The organism is Halomonas sp. HAL1 (genome assembly GCF_030544485.1).
GTDB lineage: Bacteria > Pseudomonadota > Gammaproteobacteria > Pseudomonadales > Halomonadaceae > Vreelandella > Vreelandella arctica.
Window position 1 is genome coordinate 145,029 of sequence record NZ_CP130611.1, and the last position, 21,948, is coordinate 166,976.

General features: G+C 51.6%; 27 protein-coding genes. 13 read left to right on the forward strand and 14 right to left on the reverse strand.

What is annotated here, in order from left to right:
• The first annotated feature begins 27 nt into the window (after positions 1–27).
• Positions 28–282 carry a hypothetical protein gene (locus Q3Y66_RS20660; RefSeq protein WP_008957385.1) on the forward strand — a complete coding sequence of 85 codons (255 nt, stop codon included), beginning with the start codon at positions 28–30 and terminating at the stop codon, positions 280–282.
• A 98-nt stretch (positions 283–380) separates the two neighbouring features.
• Here the strand turns inward: Q3Y66_RS20660 and Q3Y66_RS20665 are convergent, their stop codons facing one another.
• Together Q3Y66_RS20665 and Q3Y66_RS20670 are read right to left on the reverse strand one after the other, a co-directional pair.
• Positions 381–653: a hypothetical protein gene (locus Q3Y66_RS20665; protein WP_139041531.1), complete on the reverse strand. Its 273-nt coding sequence runs from the start codon at positions 651–653 to the stop codon at positions 381–383.
• A 142-nt stretch (positions 654–795) separates the two neighbouring features.
• Positions 796–1,734 carry a DUF6685 family protein gene (locus Q3Y66_RS20670; protein ID WP_008957387.1) on the reverse strand — a complete coding sequence of 313 codons (939 nt, stop codon included), beginning with the start codon at positions 1,732–1,734 and terminating at the stop codon, positions 796–798.
• A 25-nt stretch (positions 1,735–1,759) separates the two neighbouring features.
• Between Q3Y66_RS20670 and Q3Y66_RS20675 the strand changes: the two genes are divergently transcribed.
• The 6 genes from Q3Y66_RS20675 to Q3Y66_RS20700 all read left to right on the forward strand — a co-directional run bounded on the left by Q3Y66_RS20675 (position 1,760) and on the right by Q3Y66_RS20700 (position 5,907).
• Positions 1,760–2,275, forward strand: coding sequence for a DUF192 domain-containing protein (locus tag Q3Y66_RS20675; RefSeq protein WP_008957388.1), 516 nt, complete (start codon positions 1,760–1,762; stop codon positions 2,273–2,275).
• 231 nt (positions 2,276–2,506) lie between these two features.
• Positions 2,507–2,785 carry a type II toxin-antitoxin system RelE/ParE family toxin gene (locus tag Q3Y66_RS20680; protein ID WP_008957389.1) on the forward strand — a complete coding sequence of 93 codons (279 nt, stop codon included), beginning with the start codon at positions 2,507–2,509 and terminating at the stop codon, positions 2,783–2,785.
• Positions 2,786–2,925: 140 nt separating this feature from the next.
• Entirely contained in the window at positions 2,926–3,204 is a 279-nt protein-coding gene (locus tag Q3Y66_RS20685; RefSeq protein ID WP_035586648.1) for a HigA family addiction module antitoxin, read from the forward strand.
• A 509-nt stretch (positions 3,205–3,713) separates the two neighbouring features.
• The gene (locus tag Q3Y66_RS20690; protein WP_008957391.1) at positions 3,714–4,364 is read left to right on the forward strand and encodes an SOS response-associated peptidase; all 651 of its coding nucleotides are present in this window, start codon (positions 3,714–3,716) and stop codon (positions 4,362–4,364) included.
• A gap of 433 nt (positions 4,365–4,797) precedes the next feature.
• On the forward strand, positions 4,798–5,001 hold the full coding sequence (locus Q3Y66_RS20695; protein ID WP_008957392.1) for a hypothetical protein: 204 nt from the start codon (positions 4,798–4,800) through the stop codon (positions 4,999–5,001).
• A gap of 690 nt (positions 5,002–5,691) precedes the next feature.
• Complete coding sequence (locus tag Q3Y66_RS20700) at positions 5,692–5,907, forward strand: hypothetical protein (protein ID WP_008957394.1); 216 nt, start codon at positions 5,692–5,694, stop codon at positions 5,905–5,907.
• A gap of 130 nt (positions 5,908–6,037) precedes the next feature.
• Here Q3Y66_RS20700 and Q3Y66_RS20705 read toward each other — a convergent pair whose 3' ends face one another.
• The 10 genes from Q3Y66_RS20705 to merT form a co-directional block, all read right to left on the reverse strand.
• The gene (locus Q3Y66_RS20705; RefSeq protein ID WP_008957395.1) at positions 6,038–6,535 is read right to left on the reverse strand and encodes a hypothetical protein; all 498 of its coding nucleotides are present in this window, start codon (positions 6,533–6,535) and stop codon (positions 6,038–6,040) included.
• Positions 6,536–6,666: 131 nt separating this feature from the next.
• Complete coding sequence (locus Q3Y66_RS20710) at positions 6,667–7,440, reverse strand: hypothetical protein (RefSeq protein ID WP_008957396.1); 774 nt, start codon at positions 7,438–7,440, stop codon at positions 6,667–6,669.
• 111 nt (positions 7,441–7,551) lie between these two features.
• Complete coding sequence (locus Q3Y66_RS20715) at positions 7,552–7,875, reverse strand: hypothetical protein (protein ID WP_008957397.1); 324 nt, start codon at positions 7,873–7,875, stop codon at positions 7,552–7,554.
• A 767-nt stretch (positions 7,876–8,642) separates the two neighbouring features.
• Entirely contained in the window at positions 8,643–8,894 is a 252-nt protein-coding gene (locus tag Q3Y66_RS20720) for a hypothetical protein (protein ID WP_083832217.1), read from the reverse strand.
• A 949-nt stretch (positions 8,895–9,843) separates the two neighbouring features.
• Positions 9,844–9,978 (reverse strand): hypothetical protein, encoded by a 135-nt coding sequence (locus Q3Y66_RS20725; protein WP_008957399.1) that lies wholly within the window; start codon positions 9,976–9,978, stop codon positions 9,844–9,846.
• A gap of 81 nt (positions 9,979–10,059) precedes the next feature.
• Positions 10,060–11,709, reverse strand: coding sequence for a mercury(II) reductase (gene merA, locus Q3Y66_RS20730; RefSeq protein ID WP_008957401.1), 1,650 nt, complete (start codon positions 11,707–11,709; stop codon positions 10,060–10,062).
• The gene (gene merF, locus Q3Y66_RS20735) at positions 11,702–11,947 is read right to left on the reverse strand and encodes a mercury resistance system transport protein MerF (RefSeq protein WP_008957402.1); all 246 of its coding nucleotides are present in this window, start codon (positions 11,945–11,947) and stop codon (positions 11,702–11,704) included. Before merF (Q3Y66_RS20735) ends, merA begins: the two co-directional genes overlap by 8 nt.
• Positions 11,948–12,020: 73 nt before the next feature.
• Positions 12,021–12,278: a mercury resistance system transport protein MerF gene (gene merF / locus Q3Y66_RS20740; RefSeq protein WP_008957403.1), complete on the reverse strand. Its 258-nt coding sequence runs from the start codon at positions 12,276–12,278 to the stop codon at positions 12,021–12,023.
• Positions 12,279–12,280: 2 nt separating this feature from the next.
• A complete protein-coding gene (gene merP, locus Q3Y66_RS20745; RefSeq protein ID WP_006911918.1) occupies positions 12,281–12,577 on the reverse strand; it encodes a mercury resistance system periplasmic binding protein MerP in 297 nt (98 codons plus the stop codon).
• 13 nt (positions 12,578–12,590) lie between these two features.
• Positions 12,591–12,941 (reverse strand): mercuric ion transporter MerT, encoded by a 351-nt coding sequence (gene merT, locus Q3Y66_RS20750; protein WP_008957404.1) that lies wholly within the window; start codon positions 12,939–12,941, stop codon positions 12,591–12,593.
• Positions 12,942–13,014: 73 nt separating this feature from the next.
• Here merT and merR point away from each other — a divergent pair, with 73 nt between their 5' ends.
• Both merR and Q3Y66_RS20760 read left to right on the forward strand, forming a co-directional pair.
• A complete protein-coding gene (merR, locus tag Q3Y66_RS20755; RefSeq protein WP_006911920.1) occupies positions 13,015–13,461 on the forward strand; it encodes an Hg(II)-responsive transcriptional regulator in 447 nt (148 codons plus the stop codon).
• A gap of 78 nt (positions 13,462–13,539) precedes the next feature.
• The gene (locus Q3Y66_RS20760) at positions 13,540–14,841 is read left to right on the forward strand and encodes an ISL3 family transposase (RefSeq protein ID WP_008957405.1); all 1,302 of its coding nucleotides are present in this window, start codon (positions 13,540–13,542) and stop codon (positions 14,839–14,841) included.
• A 168-nt stretch (positions 14,842–15,009) separates the two neighbouring features.
• Here Q3Y66_RS20760 and Q3Y66_RS20765 read toward each other — a convergent pair whose 3' ends face one another.
• On the reverse strand, positions 15,010–16,065 hold the full coding sequence (locus Q3Y66_RS20765) for a hypothetical protein (protein ID WP_008957406.1): 1,056 nt from the start codon (positions 16,063–16,065) through the stop codon (positions 15,010–15,012).
• A 113-nt stretch (positions 16,066–16,178) separates the two neighbouring features.
• On the reverse strand, positions 16,179–16,778 hold the full coding sequence (locus Q3Y66_RS20770; RefSeq protein WP_008957407.1) for a hypothetical protein: 600 nt from the start codon (positions 16,776–16,778) through the stop codon (positions 16,179–16,181).
• A 522-nt stretch (positions 16,779–17,300) separates the two neighbouring features.
• On the opposite strand from Q3Y66_RS20770, the gene Q3Y66_RS20775 reads away from it, so the two are divergent.
• The 4 genes from Q3Y66_RS20775 to Q3Y66_RS20790 all read left to right on the forward strand — a co-directional run bounded on the left by Q3Y66_RS20775 (position 17,301) and on the right by Q3Y66_RS20790 (position 21,900).
• Complete coding sequence (locus Q3Y66_RS20775; protein WP_008957408.1) at positions 17,301–17,672, forward strand: hypothetical protein; 372 nt, start codon at positions 17,301–17,303, stop codon at positions 17,670–17,672.
• A gap of 322 nt (positions 17,673–17,994) precedes the next feature.
• Positions 17,995–19,395 (forward strand): DNA cytosine methyltransferase, encoded by a 1,401-nt coding sequence (locus Q3Y66_RS20780; RefSeq protein WP_008957409.1) that lies wholly within the window; start codon positions 17,995–17,997, stop codon positions 19,393–19,395.
• A 207-nt stretch (positions 19,396–19,602) separates the two neighbouring features.
• On the forward strand, positions 19,603–20,694 hold the full coding sequence (locus tag Q3Y66_RS20785) for a toprim domain-containing protein (protein ID WP_008957410.1): 1,092 nt from the start codon (positions 19,603–19,605) through the stop codon (positions 20,692–20,694).
• A 552-nt stretch (positions 20,695–21,246) separates the two neighbouring features.
• Positions 21,247–21,900 carry an ERF family protein gene (locus Q3Y66_RS20790; protein WP_008957411.1) on the forward strand — a complete coding sequence of 218 codons (654 nt, stop codon included), beginning with the start codon at positions 21,247–21,249 and terminating at the stop codon, positions 21,898–21,900.
• Positions 21,901–21,948: the final 48 nt, after the last annotated feature.

Consider the following 21,948-nt stretch of genomic DNA (forward strand, 5'->3'; position numbering starts at 1 on the left):
GGGCTAGGAGCCCGCTTGGAGGTAAGCATGTCCAGTATCAAGTTTGTGACGGATCAATGGTTCGGTGAGCCTGACATTCTTATGGAACATCAGCATGAGCCTTTGACCATTCAGGATCTCGATCGCAAAAAGGTGCTATTGAGTGTCTTGCCCTCTGAGCCTTGGACGCATGAGGCCCTAGAGGAGACTGGCAGAGGTATTGAGCAAATGCTCCCCCAGGAGGTCGCAGAAGGCGTGGACGCCTTTCTCGGCACCCAATGGGTCGGTAGCACTGAAGTGTGACAAAGAGGATCTATGATCCATTCAAAGCCCCTTCCGCTTGTTGGTAGGGGCTTTTCTACATCTATGCAACGGGATTGATGTGCTCTGGTTATGAGAAGTCATTTAGTCCAGTGCTTATTTAATGGCTGATGCTCCGGGTTAGCCTTATCGATTGCTGCACCAATAGCGGCATAGGCGTGTTGGTACGTTTTATAGTATTTCTGGTTGCTGTAATACACATTAAAATCAACAAGGCTTCGCACCACGGCCAGTAGTGTTTCAGGCTCGCCATCACGAGCGATAACGTCAATAGCGTCGGTCACTGACTCATCGTAAACGCGCATCGCAATCTCAGCGTGAAACGCCTCAGCGTTGTGTTTGATCTTAGCCAAGTTCATTTTCCTTATTAATTCGTTGCAAATCACTGTGCCTACAAAGGCCCTAGCAGCCTAATGGCTGTTCTAACTAATGTGCGCTACCGCAATAACACCAGCAGGAGTCAGCCCTGTCCAATGGAAGCAGCAAGTTTTTGGGCTATTGCTGTTGTTTCGCCTGCTTGAGCAAGAGGTCGCCGACATCGAGCCAGCCGTAAGCCCGGAATATGTCAGCTACAGTCATGGCTTTGCTGTTCTCACAAGGCAACAATAAAAGGTGATGGCCCTCCTGCCAGGGTGGGGGTGCTGCACAAATGGCGAATGGAATCTTCTCGACTTCCATCCGTTTCATAAAGGCCTCATTCATCATGTGCTCCTCTGGTTCACAGAAGATGACAAAGGCGCAGAGGATGCCGTAGGCGACCTCGGGATTTAGTGCATGCTTGGTCAGGGGTGCTTTTATACGAAGCCCGGGATCGAAGAACCCAGCAATCAGGCGTGCCGCCGCGAAGTGATGAGCGCCGCCCTGGTTGTGTAGGTGGTAGCTACCTGGTTGCCAGCTGTAGCTTTCTAATGACTCTTCAGTGCCAGCGCCACTATGGAAGCGAAGTTCATGCCAGTTGAGCAATGGTTCGATGCTGGCGCGATCGTAGTGAACCAGTCCGCGACATTCGCCCATGGCATAGGTATCGAGAGTGGCGTAGCCGACAAGATCTCCTTTCCCCGACGCCAAGGAGGTGATGTCCCTGATCGAGCAGCTGAAGTCATCATCGTAGGTGGTCGTTGTGAGTCCAGCGGCCGCCGCATAAGGGAGGCGCTGACATTGCAGCCCCGTTCGTCCTGGTTGCCAGTAGGCTATGTCTCCCCCTGATATAAGCGGCCATCGGTGCCATTGGATGATACCGAGTTCGCTGGCGCTAGCGGCAGGGAGTGTAACCCGGGCCGCTAGGTGTGAAAATTCAACAGCATGCTGCACGGCTGCTGGGCGTGCCCAGCGAACATGGCGCAACCAGCGGCCAAGTAACGTGGTCGCCAGCATCATATATTCCCCCAACCCTATTCCGTTACGGTCACCCTCGGCTCTATCTCGGAGTGACATTCTGATTTTTTGTGGAGCCCAGGTAATGATGCCACAGCGTAAACAAAAGCTTGTGAGATTCGATCGGCCCACTACCCGGCAAGGTATCGGCATTTTGGCGCTTTTCTTGATTGGCACTGCACTAATCGCCGGGATGATTCTTCGACAGGCCACTGCATTTTCATCTGGTGTTTTACACGCGAATGAAGGCCGGTATTCGCTCGCGCTGGAGGTGGCAGCGACCTCGCGCCAGCGTCGCAAAGGCCTGATGGAGCGTGACTCACTGGCTCCCGATGCTGGCATGCTCTTCGTCTACGATGAGGAGCAGACAGGCGATCATGCTTTCTGGATGTACCGGGCTCGTATACCGCTTGATATTGCCTTCCTCGACCATGCCGGAGAGATCCAATCAATCACCAGCATGGTCCCCTGCACGACCGAAAAAGAAGCCTGTCCGCGTTATCCAGCTGGCACGAGCTTCTGGATGGCCCTGGAGGTAAATGCCGGCTACTTCAATGAGCATGGTATAGCCGCTGGAGATCGCCTTGAGATCGCCCCTTGACAGCACCATCCCCTCTTGAAAGCTGATCTACTGCAGGAATGAGAGAGAAGCACGTTAATGAGTACACCCTTTTTTCACCTCAATCGGGGCCAATCTTGTTGGCGGAACAGCTGCTCGCGTACTGTCAACCATGCCACCTTTAAGCAGTTCCTACCTTAGTCGCCATTGACGCGCGTAGCGTTACGCGCTACACTTTGAGGGCATTTCACAACAAGGGAGCAAAGCAATGCGATGATAAAGAAGATCAAACACAAAGGGCTTAAACGTCTTTATGAGAAGGGAGAATCCCAAGGAGTACAACCAAACCATGTAGACGATTTAAGAGACATACTTGCTGCACTCGACGCAGCCACTAAGCCAAACGATATGAATTTGCCAGGATTTGATTTTCATAGTTTGAAGGGTGATAAAAAAGGCTTTTTTTCGGTGCATGTAAACGGTAATTGGGTAGTGATATTTACGTTTGATGGGGAAGATGTACACCTTGTTGACTATTTAGACTACCACTAACCGCGGCGTTCCTTGATAACCGGCTCGGTACGGTTATCAAGGGCCACCGAGAAAGATGGCTTCGCAGACGTAGCCACGAATGCAACACCTCAATTATGCGATACACAATTTGTGTAGAGAGAGAGAACTGAAACATGACTATGATGAACCCGCCGCACCCAGGTAGCTTATTGCGCCGTCGGATCGTGCCAGCGCTGGGGCTGAACGTCACTGAATTTTCCAAAAAGTTAGGCATGTCTCGTGCAGCAGTTTCACGCGTATTACATGAGCATGCCGCTATTTCCCCCGATTTGGCTGTTAAGTTAGAACACGGCGGAATTGGCAACGCCAGGCACTGGCTAACGATGCAGGCAAACTATGAGCTTTGGCATGCCGAGCATAAAGAACAGAACCATATTGAAAGATTTGCAGCTGGTTGAATTAGTTAGTTATTAATTCAGAAAAACCCAACGTGCCGCGACGTTGGGTTTTTTTGTATCCAATTAGCCTCGCTAATTGAGACGCAAAAACCCGGCTTATTGCCGGGTATCAAGGTTAAGATATTGGCCATTATGAAAAACCTGTTTACCCATTCATGCGAACGTAGCAGGTAATAGCACGTAATTAGAGATCGTCTTCCTCCTCTACATATTTTGGCACGCAGTCATTACAAAGCAATAATTGGCGTTCCTGGCCGAACACCACGGCTGTTATATCGTGAACTGCTTCTCGCTCACATGGCGTCTCATCATCCTTCATGCCTTCGCACTCAATCACGGCGCTACCTCATCGGTTAGTTTGTCTGACTAGGGCCCACCAGCTGCTTCACTAAAAGCCCTACTTCAATTAAAACACTAGGCCCCACTTTTCGACACCCGTCGATACAGGTCTCCAAGGGGCGTTTCTATAGTTAAACTGGTGGGGTAGCCAACCAGGCAGGAGGATAGCAATGTGTCGTAGTTTCGCGCTCTTCGATGATGTGGCTGACGTGACATCACTGACAGGGTATCCGTTGGATTCCGGTGCAACATTCCCCCCACCGCATTTCAATATTTCGCCTGGTGCGCCCATCATGGCCATCGGCGCCGTTGGAGATGAAATACAGGTGACGGCAATGCGCTGGGGGTATAAGCCACGCTGGGCGCCGAATGACACTCCCTCTACCCATGCCGCACGAGCTGAGAGCTTGGCCAGCACACGATATTTTAAAGGTGCCTTTACGCGGCATCGTTGTCTTGTGCCGGTGAATGGCTGGTACGAATGGAAGTATGAGGGTGACGAGCAACTGCCCTTTTACTTCAGTGTCCCGGAGCGCCCGCGCCTTTACCTAGCCGGAATATTCACTCGGCTAGCTGAAGGCGGTCAAGGATGTGCGATCGTAACGGAGCCCGCCAGAGGGAAAGCCAAGGAGATCAGTCGACGCATGCCTGTGGTAGTCGCTGCTGGCGCTGAGGCATGGCTGGACCCTACGATTACCGATCGCGAGACGCTGAAGCGTTACCTTCGACCGCTGGCCCCGGGTACTCTGAACGCTCGGCAAGTAGATTCTACTACTGACAGCTCGACACAAAATTATGGTGGCCAAAACCACTCAATCTAGCCACCCCTCAGCTGACCGAGAGCGTCTTGAGGGTATTTTTTTCCAATATTAACTTCCCAGATGTCACCCAGGCCCCTATCTTATTGGCGAGGCCGTTCAAAGAACGGTATGGGATAAGAAAATTTCTAATCACGATAACCTCTTAGGTTGGTAGTCAGGTTGTTTCGACAAGGCCCGCGGGCTATTCGGCTATCACGCAAGGGCGCTTACGTCAGCAGTCCTGATAACCTCCTTGAGGCATCCCTGTAGCTTTTCGGTTCAGGGTAAGCTGTTAAACACAGCAAATCTGCAGCTCTCAGCTGAACAGATTCAATGCTTAACCTTCAAGCCCCTTCTAGTTCGCTAGTTGGGGCTTTCTCGTTCTGTGTCATTACCCGCCCTATCTCCTTATTACCAGCCACTTATGTGCCGGGGGACGATAAGGGGAAACCACATGCAGCAAACTGATGGGCAGCTGGCCCAGGCTGGCGAGACGCTGGTGAAGCACTACTTAGATAACCCCTTTACTCGGTCGTCCGTGATTGGAGAGGCGTGTGTTCGCCTGTCATGGGATAGCACCCATCCTAAGTACCCCGAGCGCGAAACACTGCTGCGATATGTCGCTGCTGCTCAGGCTCTAGTGATCGATACCCAGTAGCATATCAATCGCCAGACTTCTCGTAAGCGATCTCGATCTGCGGCCTCCGAGTACGCGATGAGGATTCACCTCGCAGGGCGAGTTCGCCAGCAAGCACTCCATGCCCTAACCAACCAGAATGAGAAAACCAATGATCACTAGCATCGAATATACAAGTCGGCGCGACATCGAGCGCCGGCAAGCAAGAGCCGATACTGTCGTCTTGTCCATTCGGGGGGTGGACGAGCGTTCAACTCGCTTGGCAAAGGGATGGGCTGACGTTCTCCTAATGCAGTTTGATGATGTTGTTCCCGGAGAAGGCTTCGGCTGCGAAGAGCCTATGACGCTTGCTGATGCGCGGATGATTTCTAGCTGGATTCGGCAGTGGGCCAACGATCGCCGGCCGGTGAAACTTGTTATTCACTGCACTGCCGGTGTGAGCCGGTCTGCTGCAGTGGCTCTTTGGGCCGGCGCCTCACTCAATCGGCCTGCCCAAGGAGTCGAGGGTGATGGTCGGGATGCAAATCCGCACGTTCGCTCTCTACTTGACCGGACGGCAGCGTAAACACTCAGCCCCTAATGCGTCCTGCCCATAATTTATACTGTAGCCTATCGACTGGTGGCGGCCATCCAGCACTTCCTCTCTCCAGGGTCACTCTGCGCCCTACCAATGATGAGACCTGCACAGGGTAGGAATGACTAGGAGATCGTATGAAAGAGTTCGAGGGCTGCTTTAAGGGTTACATGCTCAACAGCAGTATGGATGGAGTTAGACTCCCAGAAGGAATCACTGAGCGGATTTTTATCGGGTTGTACCATATCGACGGTGGGACAGCCGGTGAGTTCTGCATTCAGTGGGGTAACCACTCCTCTTTGTTGCATGTTTATCAGGACGCTTGGAAAGTTCCGTTTTTTAGATTTAAATAAGGTCTAGTTGTAAGCACTGTTACTGCTGTTACATAAAATGGTGCTAAATGTTACGAAGAGCTCACCCCTATTCCTGCTTACTTCAGCTTTCGGCCAAGATCGGACGTTGAGATCATTCTGATATAACGCCTCAATCAGCCGACGCTTTAGCGGTAGGCTGAATTGATTTGTTATCAAATAACCCTTCACTCGCTAAAGAGCCAAACTGGACAGCGAGCTCTGTAATATCATAGAAATACTCAACTGCTTCCCGCATGGTAGGCGGTTGACAATCGTCCTGATGAGTCAATTCATTCCTCCTTGTTACTGCGGCAATTAAACGATCAAGAAGAACATCGTCTACACAGCCGCGCAGCTTTTCAGCTCTTTTCTTATTAAAAGGAGCTTGAAAGAATACACATATCTCTTTGAAAATTTCAAACTGTTCGATTATCGCCGCTTTCGCAATGTAGGGCTCTACTTTAGACCCATCCACTTCTGGGAGATCAATTATCCTTTGATTAGCAGGTGCTTCAATAAAAGGACCCTCAGACCATGCTTGCTTACTGCTACCAACATTCTTCCATTCGCACATTTTTTCAGCAGCCCGTGCCAAATCAAATACAATTGAAACTTGGTTCATAGCCATGTGGGCTTTATGTTCGTATTTCGTGTACTCATCAAAAATTGCTTAATAGCTCTTGATAACGCTTGCAGCATGCGCGCCTTTGGAATGGAGCCGAAGGCGCATTGTAAAGGACGTCGCCGTGCCTGCACTTATTATATTTCAAATTTGGATCTTATAAACTCGATTGTCTGCGGGTCAGCGCCATGTTCTTCTAATTCTCTGATAGTATTAGAAAGCACCTCCCTATGTTCCTCGATTGAGTAACTATATTCAGCATTTACCTTGAGATTAAAGTCAGTCTGCCCTGCTATAGCCGCTAACTCCTGAATTTCTTCATCAGTGTGGTGGTCTATTTTTTCGAAGGTGATCGTTGCAGCATCAGAAAGCCAAGATATCGCTTCAGTCACCACATCTGACAGGTATGAATAGAATTGTTCAGCATCCGGCGGATACATTAGGTCGATCTCTGTACCAAACACCTTTTGATTACCATCCGCATCAATAAACGAGTTAATACATGACTCAATTATTGCTCGGTGTGATTCTACAAGTCGAAATAGTTCATTTTCTTTAGCACTCTCATAAAAGATTTGCGGACTCCACTGCACTGCACGGTTCAGCAAAGTGCCGTCCAGGTGACCAATGCCGCGATTACGGAAATGATTCGCAAAGACAAGTCGCTTTTTTAGATGCCGGGTTTTTTTAATAAAATCATGTGACGCTTTTAGCTGCATTCTGTCTGCTGCTTCTTTTACATTATTCAGTATCAGAAAAACGCTTCGTGTCGCACGGAATTTTGTCAGAAGATCTTTGGCCTCTCCCATCTGTTGAGATAATACCGAGTCAAGGGTCTGAAGCTCATCCCTCAATATCAAAAAGTTGAGATACAGGGACTTTTTTTGAAATTGATACTTATCCTCTTCCATTAGATTTCCCAATCTTAACCCCTGAAATACAGGGCTGAGGTAACGGGCCGCTTTGGAGCGGAGCCAAAGGCGCAGCGGAAAAGGGGTCCCGTTGACCGTATTGTTATGATATTACAACCCCATTTTACGCTTCACGTACTCAGCTGTGGCCGCTTTTAGCATCTCGCTCCAAGACTCAAATTCTGAAATCTGAGCAATATATTTATCCCAGTCAGCATCTGGGATCGCTTTGAAATCTTCTGCATTATTAATCTCAAAACCACTTTCATCAAAAATTTGCTGAGCATCCCGAAATTTTGTGTGCTCGGACACAAAATCTTCGGTGAGCAAATCAGGAATAGAAATTTGCTGCTCACCCTCAAGTTCTTTTGCTCCGTCCGCCATCCCTTTGAGTTTTTTCTGGAGTTCGTCAAATCCCATGGTGTTGCCCATCATTTCCCTACTCCTAATTATAATTAGAACATACGCCCTATTATTGAGTTATCGTGTCGGCTGCATTTGCCGAGATAACTGCTGAGTATCTTAAACGAGCTTAGCCTTTCTATTAGCTTAGAATAAATTTCCTCATTTGGCCAAGAGCAGACGACATAATCATAACCAAGAGCTAGGCGAACAGGAGGCGGCTTGATCAGTTTCTGCTAGTCGTCAAAAAATTGCTTTGGGTAGTTGGTTCTTATGCAGAGGCATTCCTGTTTCGGCCATAAGCTTAACATCAGCTCAAGGTGATGAAATGCTGTAAATAGCCGAATGCAAAATTTCTAGCGCAGCCTTTTCGGACTCGAGTTGATCTTACTACCCATTAGTCACTTGTATTGTTCAACCTTGTTCTTTAGATGAGTTTTATAGAGGTACTCAACTTTATCTATATTCATCATAGAGCCACGACAAGAGCGAATGCCTGCATTTTTAAAATATTGAGAAAGTGTGAACACTGGCAAGTTAGAGCCAGACCTTTTGAATATTGCACACATTTCAGCAGATGCTTCTATGAATTAATTTGAGTATGTTGTTGCCCAACTTCCCGAGCCATGATCACCTGGAATATATTCGCCTTGATATTTTTTGCAAATTTCAATTAGCTCAAAGGCTCTCGCATGATCTTTACTCGACAACTTCATTGTGGCATCTCTATTTGGCTGACTATTAGCGCAGATCTCATCCGACTCCGAAGGAGTTCGACTAGAGCGATTAATAAATTGAAATTACTTTCCTTTCTTTTTTGGCGTCTGCGCCAATGTACTGCCTGCAGCGGATTTCGAAGCCTTACTAGTGCGACCATCGCTAAGAGTCTTTGAAGCGGCGGAAGCGGCCTTAGGAGAGGTTTGACGTTTTGGCGTTCCTGTCTGAGAGAGTGCGCTACCAGAGGCTGACTTTGATGACTTGCCAGTAGATTTACTGGTGAGTGTCTTAGATGCGCTTTTAGATGCGCCCTTGCTCGTTGTCTTCTTATTCATTATGTGCCCTCCTTTAGGCTATTAATAAAGCTGATTACATTTTGGCAGGGATGCTTGTGTCCACAGCCACCTACCGCCATTAATCACCATAGACTGAAGTTGCTCATTCGGCCAACAGCCGTCTTTTAGGAGCCATTGATATAGCGCTTTAACGCCGCTATCACCGATGAAAAACCGGAACGAAGCAGAGTTTTTGGCATACGGTGCATGTCTTGGTTATTCTCTACCGGCCCAGCCATGTGCTACCGAATTCGAATTGGTCATGGGGCTCAATGCTATTGACTTCAAAGAAGTCACTTAGGTTGTTCAGCACTGATTCAACGAGTGAATCGAAGAACGCAACTGGGTAAACCAATTGCCATGGGTTGTCTATCATGCCGTGGTAATAGGGCTCACTGCCATCGTTCGAAAACTCAAAACCGTACCCTGGCTCCCTAAATTCGTGAATCAATGCGTTCCTATAATTGTAGAACAAGTTGACATACTGACAGCGAGCAACTAGTTCGGCCTGCTTTTCGTTTACTACTAGCAATTTTAATGAATCAATTTCTGGGCTCTGATGAAGCCGTATAAGTTGTCCTTCGGGCCAACTACCTAGCGCTGAACAAACCTCCGCATAAAGATTACCGTTTGATGCTTCATGACTTTGTTCAAGGTTTAATTTTAGTTGCGGCAAGCTGACTCTGCTATGAGAAGCCCAACCTGACAACTCTTTGATTACCTTGGATACTCTATCTCTATGCGATCCATTTTTGCCATAGCATGCCCTAGAGAACGGATCTAGAGTTGCTGCATACAGAATCTTTCTGTGAAGCACACTATCAACTAGACGCATACTGTGAAGCTGATTTTCGGGTATCCGGATTATCTGGTTGGTATGCGAGAGCGAAAGGTGGCCGACAAACTCAACCCACAACGGATTAGCTGGTTGATGGCTCGCTGAGTACGCTCACTTGCTAGAGAGCAGATACTTCACCAAACAGGCGATGCCCAGGACCAGTAGCAATAGTAGGGCAATTCCGATCACTGGCATTATCCAGCCCATCGCCCCCATCATCCCGCAATCTGGTAGTGTCGTGTTCATCGTGACAGGGCTCCCTGTGGTGTCCATGCCCAAAACCCGTGGTGCCGCCGCCCAGTGGCACCACGGTCGCGCTCATATCGTTCACCCGGCACAGCAGGACAACTGCGTCACATCCTTGGTGAAAGTCTGGGCACAGAGCTTGAGCCCTTCCACCATGGTCAGGTAGGGAAACAGCTCATTGGCGATGTCGTGTACGGTCATGCGTGCGCGTAGCGCCATCACCGCCGTCTGGATCAGCTCACCGGCTTCCCCCGCCACCGCCTGCACCCCCAGCAACCGGCCCGAGTCGCGTTCGGCCACCAGCTTGATGAAACCACCGGTGTCGAAATTCACCAGCGCACGCGGCACGTTTTCCAGGTCCAGCTCACGGGTATCGACGCTGAAGCCTTGCTCGATGGCCTCGGCTTCCGTCAGGCCGACGGTGGCCACCTGGGGGTCGGTGAAGATCACCGCCGGCATGGCGCTCAGGTCCAGGGTGGCTTCGCCCCCGGTCATGTTGACGGCAGCCCGGCTGCCCCCGGCGGCGGCGACATAGACGAACTCCGGCTGATCGGTGCAGTCACCGGCGGCATAGAGCCCCGGCACCGTGGTGTGCAGATGCTCATCGACCAGAATAGCCCCATGTGCGGTTTCCACGCCGAGGCTCGCCAGGTTCAGGGCCTCGGTATTGGGTGTCCGTCCGGTGGCCACCAGCAGTTGATCCGCCCGCAAGGTGCCGGCGTTGGTGTCGACAATGAATTCATTGTCGGTGTAGTCCACACGGCTCGCCTGGGTCTGCTTGAGGACCTCGATGCCCTCGCGGCGAAACGCCGCCTCCACCGCATCCCCTACCGCCGGGTCTTCCTGGGAGAGCAGGCGGCTGCGGGCCAGCACCGTGACCCGGCTGCCCAGCCTGGCGAAGGCCTGGGCCAGTTCCAGGGCCACCACCGAGGCGCCGATCACAATCAGCCGCTCGGGAAGAGTGTCCAGGGCCAGAGCACTGGTAGAGGTCAGGTAGGGGGTGTCGGCAAGACCCGGGATCGGCGGTACTGCCGGTCGGGCGCCAGTACCGATGAAGGCGCGGTCGAAGTGGACGACCTGCTCGCCGCCCTCGTTCAGCTTGACCATCAGGCTATGGGCATCGATAAACCGGGCCTCGCCGTGCAGGACAGTGATGGCCGGGTGGTCGCGCAGAATCCCCTCGTACTTGGCGTCACGCAGTTCCTCGACACGTCGCTGCTGCTGCTCGAGCAGCTTGGCCCGATCCACCACCGGCGCCTGGGCGCTCAGGCCTGCATCGAAGGGACTTTCCGTACGCAAGTGGGCAATATGGGCCGCGCGAATCATGATCTTCGAAGGCACACAGCCTGTATTGACACAGGTACCGCCGACGGTGCCGCGTTCGATCAGGGTGATCCGGGCGCCGCGCTCGGCGGCCTTCAGGGCCGCCGCCATGGCGGCGCCGCCGCTGCCGATCACCGCGATGTGCGGGGCGTCTTCATCACGGCCCTTGGACACCGATGCGCCTGCCGGGGAAGTGGGCCCACTGTTGGCCAGTCGAGCTTGGTAGCCAAGTCGGGTCACGGCAAACGTCAACGCCGAGGCCGGTGTCCCCGGATCAACGGCTACCGATGCCGTCCTCTGAGGATAGGATACCTCCACCGACTGCACGCCGGGCAGCTTCTCCAAGGCTTCCCTGACATGATCCGCACAGCGGTCACAGGTCATGCCGCTCACGTTGAGTTCAATCATCACGTTTCTCCGAGTCTTCATTAGTAAAGCCGGCATCCTGCTTCCGCTTGTGGTATCGCGCGTAGAGAGGTAAGCCGATGACGATGGCCAGGACGGCAAACAGCAGGTAATCGAGATAGCCTGCCAACGCGGCCAGGCCCGCCGTACCGAATAGCACCAGGGCGATTGGCCCGGCGCAACACAGCACCATCAACCCGGTGCCAAGCACGACGCTTATAAATTTCTGCGAATCTTTCACGCTTATTCCTTCACCGTGACGGACAAGCTCGTAAACAACTCACCCGATGACCGCGATGTGCAGCTGCTTGATGTCACTCAGGGGGCGTATTCCTTGATTTGATAGAGCCGTTGTCACAACAGGCGTCGAACTGCTTCTTACGCCAAATCGCATAAATGGTCAGGCCGATGAAGAAGGCCAGGGCCGGCAATAACACAACGTCGAGATAGCCCGTCAGCGCCGCCAGGCCCACCGTGCCAAGCAGGATCACCAGGATCGGCGTAAAGCAGCACAATGCCACCAGGACGGTGCCGATCACGCTCACGCGCAGCAGGGTCTTGGGATTCTTCATGATCACTCTCGATCCGCTTGCGAGGATGTCGGGGTTGATGGATACCCAGCGTTGGTGGTGGCCTCGGTCAATGCCTCCACCGACGTTCGGGCGTCGTCAAAGGTGACCACGGCCTCGAGATCCGCGTAGCTCACGTCGACTTGCGAGACGCCGTCCACCTTGTTGAGGGCGGCCTTGACGGTGATCGGGCAGGCGGCACAGGTCATGCCCGGCACCGACAGCTTCACGGTCTGCAAGGCCGCTAAGGCGGGCGTGCTGAGCAGGGCGAGTAGCGCGATGAAGGCGAAACGAGCTTTCATGGTAGATCTCCTTTTAATAGAACAAGGGCAAGACGTAGGGGAATACCAGGGCGATTAGCACCAGCAGCGATACGAGCCAGAAGATCGCCTTGTAGCCCGTCCTGACCCGTGGCACGGCACACACCTCTCCCGGCTGGCACTTTTCCACTGGCCGAAAGACGCGACGCCAGGCGAAGAACATCGCCACCAGCGCGACGCCGATAAAGAGCGGGCGATAGGGCTCCAGCGACGCCAGATTGCTGATCCAGGCGCCGGAAACGCCCAGCGTGATCAGAACCAGCGGGCCGAGGCAACACGCCGAGGCCAGGAGGGCCGCGACTCCTCCGGCGGCCAGGGGCCCTCGCCCCGTTTTAGGTGTCCGCATTGACGATTCTCCTTTCGGGATGGGGGGAGCTACGATAAGGTTACTTCCGTAGCTTGGTACGGAGTCAAGCATCATGAAGAGACATGCAGATAAAGTGGCGGACACCATGACCATTGGCGGCCTGGCCAAGGCGGCCGGCGTCAATGTCGAGACAATCCGCTATTACCAGCGACGAGGGCTATTATCGGAGCCCGAACGACCTCCCGGAGGTATTCGACGCTATAGTGCCGCCGATATCGACAGGTTGACGTTCGTGAAAACGGCGCAGCAGCTGGGCTTTAGTCTGGATGAGATCAGTGACCTACTTCGGCTGGAAGATGGCGCCCACTGTCAAGAAGCCAGTGCTCTCGCAGAGCACAAGTTAGGGGACGTTCGCGAGAAGATCGACAGGCTTGAAAGAATTGAGAAGGTGCTGAGCGAAATGGTCGACCGATGCCATGCACAACAAGGCAATATCACTTGCCCGCTAATTGCGTCATTGCATGAAGGGCTCAGAGAAGCAGAAGACCCAAGGGAGTAAATCACCTTCAGTTCGTAGAAAACAACGCGGTCAAAGAGTCGCAATCATCTATGGACCATGTCGACAAGGAAAGTTTGCATGACCAGCTTGCCTGACAACATCCTGCACCTTCCCGAGTACCACGTCCTAGCCACCAAGATGGAAGAGCATGATCTCCACTACCAGGTCGAAGCTCCTGAGCCTCTAGCTTGCGAGGAATGCGGCGTTGAGAGTGAGTTTGTCAGGTTCGGCAAGCGCGATGTGGCCTATCGCGACCTACCCATCCACGGAAGGCGGGTCACCCTCTGGGTGGTCCGTCGCCGCTACACCTGCCGGGCGTGTGGAAGGACGTTCCGGCCAGCTCTTCCGGAAATGGTAGACGATCACCGCATGACGCGGAGGCTTTACAACCACGTCGAGAAGGAAGCCTTCAATCACCCCTACGCCTACGTGGCTGATACCACGGGCCTCGACGAGAAGACTGTCCGCGAGATATTCAAGAAGAAGGCTGAGTTCCTGGCAGCCTGGCATCGCTTCGAGACACCCCGCTGCCTGGGGATCGACGAGCTGTACCTGAACCGCCGCTACCGCTGCATCCTGACCAACCTGGAGGAGCGTACCCTACTGGACCTGCTGCCCGGTCGCCAGCAGGACGCGGTGACGAGGCGCCTCATGAGCATGACCGAGCGCCACCAGGTCGAGATCGTCAGCATGGATATGTGGAAACCCTACCGCCGTGCTGTCCAGGCGGTGCTGCCGCAGGCTCGCATTGTGGTCGATAAGTTCCACGTCGTGCGAATGGCCAACGAGGCCTTGGAAAAGGTCCGCAAGGGGCTCAGGAAAAAGCTGACGTCCAACCAGCGCCGAACCCTCAAGGGTGACCGGAAGATCCTGCTGAAGCGCGCTCACGATGTCTCAGATCGCGAACGGCTCATCATGGAGACCTGGACAGGGGCATTCCCCCAGCTCTTGGCGGCCTACGAGCACAAGGAGCGGTTCTTCCACATCTGGGACGCCACAACCCGGCGTGACGCCGAGAAGGCGCTGACTGCCTGGATTGACGACATCCCACAGGGGCAAAAGGAGGTCTGGAAAGATCTCGTCAGTGCTATCAGTGGCTGGCATGAGGAGATGCTGACCTACTTCGAGACCGACATCCCGATCACCAACGCCTTCACGGAGTCAATCAACCGGCTGGCCAAGGATAAGAACCGCGATGGCCGTGGCTACTCATTCGAGGTGATGCGGGCCCGGATGCTCTACACCACCAAGCACAAGAAGAAGGTGCCGCAGACCAAGGAATCCCCCTTCCTGGGCAAGGCCACCATGACCTACAGCATGGGTCTTCCCGAGCCTGAGAAAAACTACGGCGTCGATCTATCAACCTTCTGGAAGAGTTAAGGGTTCGAAGGAGCAAGGGGCTCCATCTACCACTTAATCCGGATACCCTGATTTTCAAAGTGCTCAATAAATGTACCCGCTGATTCGTTATTCATAGCTCACCTGAACTTAACGCCGCGATTTTGGGTGAGCGTAGCGAAGTCCCAAACATTGCCTTGTTATGCCTGACTATCCAACTGAATTTAATTTGTGCAGATAGTACTGATTTGCTATTGCAATCGGCGATGGTTTCCATATAACGTCACCTTCATCGCTGTCAGTTTGATACGAATACTCATTTAGATCTATATCATATTCTATAATCTTTTCCAAATTATATATTAGGTCTTGAACATTTTTTTCCCAGCCACTTTCAACGATACTCAATATTTTATTGTGGGAATCGTCTAAGCCTTCAACATTTGAAAAGTGGCCACTCAAGCAAAGTTCCATATTGTTTATAGCATGCTTAAATGACTTGAAGAACGCATTGGAATTTGAGAAATGGAGAATCAATCTGCCTTTTTCATCTTTCGCTAAAACTATATTATCCTTTATAACAACATCGTCGAATTTTTTTCTATCTGATGCTCCAATTGCGAAAGTTGTGTAGCGCCCCTTAATTCCACCATTTTTTTCGTAGTAGCTGCTTCTAAAAAGCTGCTCACCATGATGTCCCTCAACCTCCCCAACAAAACCATATGTATGATTTTTACCATCCGAAACCATGATCAACAAATCCGAATGTAAGAATGATTCTGCTACTTTACTGACGGGCCTCGTTTGCCCATTACATAGAATTCTACCCATTCTTGAAAAGGCATGATGTTCAAGAGGCGTTAATATTTTTACATCTGGATCATCAAACTGTTCTATCATTCTATAGAGAGATGAATCCTCTCCAAGTTTAAAGATATTTAAATGCGTATACTCGAAGTCATGTATACCGTATTGAAACAGAAGTTCTGATACTAACTTATCCCTAGCATCTATCCCATCTACAGATCGAAGATAATCGATCATTAGATATTCAAACCCATGGTTCCTTATATTGTTTTTCATCTTGTTGAAAAAGTTCGCTGGATAATTCAAAGTTCCTCGGTATTCTTGCAATGAACTAGTCTTGAGCCTGTATTCAAGATTTTTTTGGTAGGCAATTGTTTTCAAGATAGAGCAATAGAACATTGCCCAGTACGATTCCCCGCTATCGATTAATTTCGGTTTTATAAATATAGTTCTGTACATATGAAATTTTCTTCTCAAGACAATATAGGCAGCAGGGCATAACGCCCGCAGCACGGGCAAATTTGTAGCGCAGCGCAAATTTTGTCCCTGTGTCTGCGATTGTTAGACCTTTATCATTCGACTGGGGCAAAAGCATTGTAACTAGGGTTTGCATCCTTTGCTCCCATTTGAAAAAGATAGAGGTTCTTATCATTAATGAGCTTGATGGTGTGTGCGTTAAGCAGGTTGACCATTCGGTTTCTCCAGTCTTTGGCCTGCTCCTGATAATACGGATAGTCTGTTTTAGTGCCATAGGGGTTATCAGCGTGCAATATTCCGCCGCACTTCTCATAAACTTTGATGAACTGTTCTTTTGTTAGAAAATCATCTTTCCGATCCGCCCAATCAGAGGTGATTCCCGGCGTTTTGCTTGGGTTTTGTATGATGGGGTGCGGATAAAAACCTGGATTGATACGCTCTAGATCTTTGAGCATTAGCCTAGCATTCCAATGCTCTGCAAATTTCTTGTGTTGGGCGGAATATATTTCTCTATTGGCGATCAAAGAGCTAAATGCAACCAGCTCTAGAATCTTTCTAATTTGTAAACAGACCGACTCAACTGTAGTAGGGACGTAGAGTGCGTGGGCTTGACCGAAAAGGAATGAATCTACGACAGCCGTTCGCCGTTTGATCTCAATTAGAACTGCCCGGTATTTATCTTGTGATGAGTCCATTTTTTTGCCTAACAGTTTTATTCATGCGCATGCGCGTTAACATTATCACCAGTATCTGAGAATTGCGCATAAGCATAAGAGCCCTGATCATAAGCAACTGTTTTATATGTATTTGAAAGATTCTCTTCTGGCAATACAAGCCTTCACGTTACAGAACTGACCAGAAAAAAAGCATTGTGAGCTAGGGGCTTCTATCCTGCGATGGCCGCTTTGGGTCGTTATCGGACAATCGAGATTTCTCATAATTCTTAAGTTGACAGTATCCTAATCAAAAATGGCTGTCACGGTTAAAGGACTTCCCCTCGTTTAGCACCATCCTACCTCTGGCCTACAGTTATCAATCGCTCACGTATATCCGGTCCCTCGCAACGCACTCTTATTGAGGTGCATGGCCATACCGATGCAAGGGAGTAGGAGCCCTTCCCCCGTTTTGGTACCACGGAGTCTTATATATTGTGTCAGTGGCTTCCCTATCTCCCCCTGAGACCTGCAATTCAGCAGGAATGAGAGAGATAAACGATCATGGAACTGACTAAATTCGACTGCTTTGCAATCTGTAGTGACACCGTGACAGGTTCACATGGCGACTTCACGATCACAGTGTTGCTCGACCATGATCCAGATGTGACACCGCACTGCTTTGATACCTATTCAGATTCCGATAAGGAAACCTGGGCAGAGAATAGGTGGTTTTTCGGTGTACTCAAGACCAAGGTCGAACTGAAAGTAGGTAGCCAATCTGTTCTTTTGGACGATGTGGCAACTGTACTGGGGGGTATTGAGGTCAACAAGACAGAAAATAATGCTCACCTTGACGTTCATGCTCGTGAACTTGCTCAGGATGCTGTTGAGCGGGGAATAGAGATTGTGGAACAGATCAAGACTGCTGCGTAATACATTCAACAGACCCTTCACTTGTGAAGGGTCTTTCACATTCAGGCTGAACCGATCACTGCTGTGCAACATTCCCCCTCAGTCTCGGACATCCGGTAAGCGGATTTCTGGGGTTATCTATGCAGTATCCCCCCTAGTGCGTTGATGACAATGACAAGGCATCGCCACTACCTGTGCAACATCCCCCCTCCTGTCCTAGGCCTGAGACCAGGCGCCAATTTTCTTTGTGTGCAGTATTCCCACCGGACCCGGCTATGGGTCACCAGGCCCCCTACCTCCTTTCGAGACCTGTATTCCGCAGGAATGAGAGAGGAGATTGATCATGAGCAAGAGCACTGTGATTTACACCAAGATTGGTGAGCACAGGGGTAAGCAGCGTTTGTGGCTGGAAGGCAATCGGCTGGCGCGTACTGGGATCACTCCAGGGCAGCGCTTCAACCTCGTTGCCGGCCGTAAGAGCCTGACCCTGCAATTTGCAGAAAATGGTGCTTACAAGGTGTCGCGCAGAAAGCGTGGTGAGGTCGAGTTGCCAGTCATCGACATTACGGCAGCTGAGCTGGCGCAAGCGTTGGGCAAGGTAGAGCGGGTGCGTGTCGTCGTCAGGGGGAATCGTGTCGACATCACGATTCATCACCATGATCTAGCTGAATCGGATCGTATGGGTCGTCTACTGCAGTCCCTGACCAAGGGTGAACCGATTGAAATTGGCTCGATTGCCCACGGCGGGGGAGTGCTTGATCACGCAATACATACTGGCCTTGCAGATGTCGGAATACCCTCGCGCCTGGCCTTCGCCAATGAGCTGGAAGGTGCTTATCTGGAGGCATCATTGGCGAACAACCCTGTGTGGGACGAGGATAGCATTGCGATCCAAGGCCCGATGGAGGAAGTGGAGTGGCACAAGCTGCCGTTCATTCACCTCCTTTGTGCAGGTTTGCCGTGTACCGGGGCTAGCCTGTCAGGACGGGCGAAGAATAAGCTGGACCGGGCAGAAGCGCATGAGACAGCAGGTAGTCTCTTCATCGCCTTCATGAATGCAATCCAGACTTTGCGGCCGGCTATGGTGCTACTGGAGAATGTCCCGCAGTACCAGTCGACCGCCAGCATGACGGTCATTCGCAGCGTGTTGGCGAGCATTGGCTATGACGTGCATGAGACCATTCTGGATGGGTACGCGATGGGGTCACTGGAGCGGCGCGATCGGCTTTGCATGCTCTCAGTGAGTAAGGGCATTGAGGTCGATCTCGAAGCGCTGGAGCCTGTACGTCAGCGTGAATCATCCATCGCCGCGGTATTGGAGCCGTTTCAGGTAGTTAAGGATCGCTTCAAGCCTTATAGCTACCTTGCCGACAAGGAGGCCAGGGATCTGGCGGCGGGAAAGGGCTTTCGTCGTCAGCTGCTCGATGGTTCAGAGGGAAGCCTCGGCACCATAGGGCGTGGGTACTCGAAGGCACGCTCAACTGAGCCGTTTCTCCGTCACCCTGACGATTCTGGCCAGTCGCGACTATTGACCAAGGCAGAGCATGCCCGAGTCAAAACAGTCCCTGAGATGCTTGTTCAAGGGCTGTCTGAGACTGTCAGCCACGAACTGCTGGGCCAAGGAGTGGTTCATTGTGCTTTTCGCGCAGTGGGCCGCCTCATTGGCAACTGCTTGCATAGTATTAGTGAGCAGGACAAATCTGCTTGGGAGCAAAAATGGTTTAAGACGCAATCCGCGGCTTAGCCACACACTAAACTCTTAGGCACCCTTCAAGCCCCTCTCCGTTACACGGAAGGGGCTTTTCTCTGTCTAGGGCTATCTACTGCCATTGTTTCGCATGCGGAACATTTTAATTTGATGGCAGTGTCTCCCCTACCTCTCCATAGCCGTCACTGGTCGCCCTATCTACTTGTGAGATCCGGGCAACCGGAAATGAGAGAGGAGCAGATCATGAGAAACAGTAACAAGTACGAAATCGCTGATGTGAAGCGTGTAGCGCAAGGGCAATGGGATACGGTCTTTCGGGTCCTATGCCCGGAGCTGGAAGATGCGCTGGCCCACCCGGGCCATCACATCGACTGCCCTATACATGGTGGCAAAGAAGACTTCCGCCTCGATCGCGGTTTCAAGCAACGTGGGACGGCCATCTGCACTTGCGGTAACTGGGATGGATTTAGCTTGCTCAAAGAGCTGAAAGGCTGGTCTCTTCCCGAAATCCTGGAGCAGGTCATGGGGGCTCTCGGTGAACAAACCGTTGAGGCGCTGGCGCCCGTAGCATCGCGCCCAGCGCCTCGAAAAGTCGAGGAAAAGAAAGATATACGCCCAACGCTGCGTAGACGCTGGGAAGAAGCTCTACCCCTGGGAAGGGGCGAAGGTCGCTTCATGCTAGCAAGCTATTTGCAGTTCCGCGGGTTGCCTGTAAAGCCAATGCTCAGCGTTCTCGAGACGGAGGCACGCCTCCATCCTAGGCTGGCTTACATCGAAAAAGGCAAAGTGGTGGGCCACTATCCTGCACTGATAACCATAGTCAGGGATGCGGCTGGAAAGCCTGTGACGATGCATAGGACGTATCTCAACCGCTCCGAAAGTGGTGTGGTTAAGAAGGCGCCTGTAATCAAGGCCAAAAAGCTGTTCCCTGTGGTGAATGGTGGCGATGTCCATGGTGGTGCTATCCGCTTGGGTACGGTAACAGCCGGCGTTATCGGTGTAGCTGAGGGTATTGAAACTTCGCTAGCTATTCGGGCTGCAACTGGGATGCCTGTCTGGCCGGTGCTATCAGCCTCACTGATGAGGTCGTTCGAGCCGCCTGAGGGTGTTACGGAAGTCGTTATCTGGGCTGATCGTGACCTCCCCGACAGGAAAGGCCGTAAGGCTGGCCAGGAAGCGGCGGAAGCGCTCCAGGCTCGGCTTTTAGAGAAAGGGATTCAAGTGTCTATTAAGATCCCTGATGCACCCAGTTCAGTCGATGTAAGTGTCGATTGGGCTGATGTGTACACCAGTAGTGGGCTCACGGGATTCCCCCGCAAGAGCGAAGCTGCTTAACCCTTCAAACCCTTCTGACATCCATTGTCAGGAGGGTTTTTCATTTTTCAGAATTTTCAGATTCAAGAGGACGGATGCGTTTTTTATAAATTTGCTGAATCTGATTGGGTCAAGCAGCTACTTACCCCTTAGGTCATCCCACCCCACCCCACCCCACCCCGCTTGAAGCTCATGCCGGTTGAGTTCGCGCTTTTTAGCGTGGATAGCATGCCACCAGGCGGCGCTTCTGTACTCAAGGCTTTCAGCACAGGGTCCGAAGTTGCCGCTCGATTTTTCATTCCATAACCAGTCTGACTTTTTTTATTGGTTCTTAATGTTGAGACCAGGGTTATATGGGGCCTAGGGAATGATTCTAGTTCCCTTACGTGGTGCATCAGTTCTCCCTACGAGTTATTCAACTAAACGTATGTTTGAATTAACCGCTTGATCGTGTCACCTCAGAGGCGTAGCTACTCCTCTCGGCTTTCTCAATACCACCTCCCGTTTGTCTGTCAGTGGCGCCCCTACCTCTCATGAGACCCCGACACCAGGGGGATGGGAGGAGAGCACGTTATGAATCGTAGTGACTCAATCGCCAGAATCGGTAAAGCACTGGCTTCAGTTCAGGCTGAGCTAGGTGGCCTGATCGCACCGGATTCTACGAACCCGATGTACGACAGCCGCTATGCGAGCCTGGCAATTGTAATCGGCACCATTCGCGCAGTCTTGAATAAGTTTGAAATCGCACTGGTTCAGGCACCTGTGCCCGGAACGGTGGGGGCTGTAGTGATGGAAACCATGCTCATTCATGGTCCTTCCGGGGAATACATTGGCTCTTACTGTGAAATGCCAGTTGAAACCCTGGATAGCCATGGCGTGGCGTCAGCCCAGACGTATGCACGTCGATATGGGTTGATGGCTCTTCTTGGTCTTGCTCAAGGCCCTGATGACGATGGAAATGCTGCCTACAAGTCTGCTGTGCAAACCTCAGCGCTTCTCCCCCAGGGTGAGCCTGAGCCATCAGAGCAGCGGATATCAAATGGTCACCGTTTGGCGTCGCCCGAGGCGATTCTAACGGAGATTGAAAACTCAGATGTTGAGCGCCTTGTTTCGGCAGAACGCTGGGTCAATAGCGCTCAATTGGATGCACACCTGTCAGCTCGGCTCAAGGGAGCGATCGCGCAGCGACGCCGAATTATCCAGCGACAGCAATCCCAACATGCTTGACGTTCCATAGCCCCATTCCATAGCGGAATTGGGGCTTTTTCGCGTGCA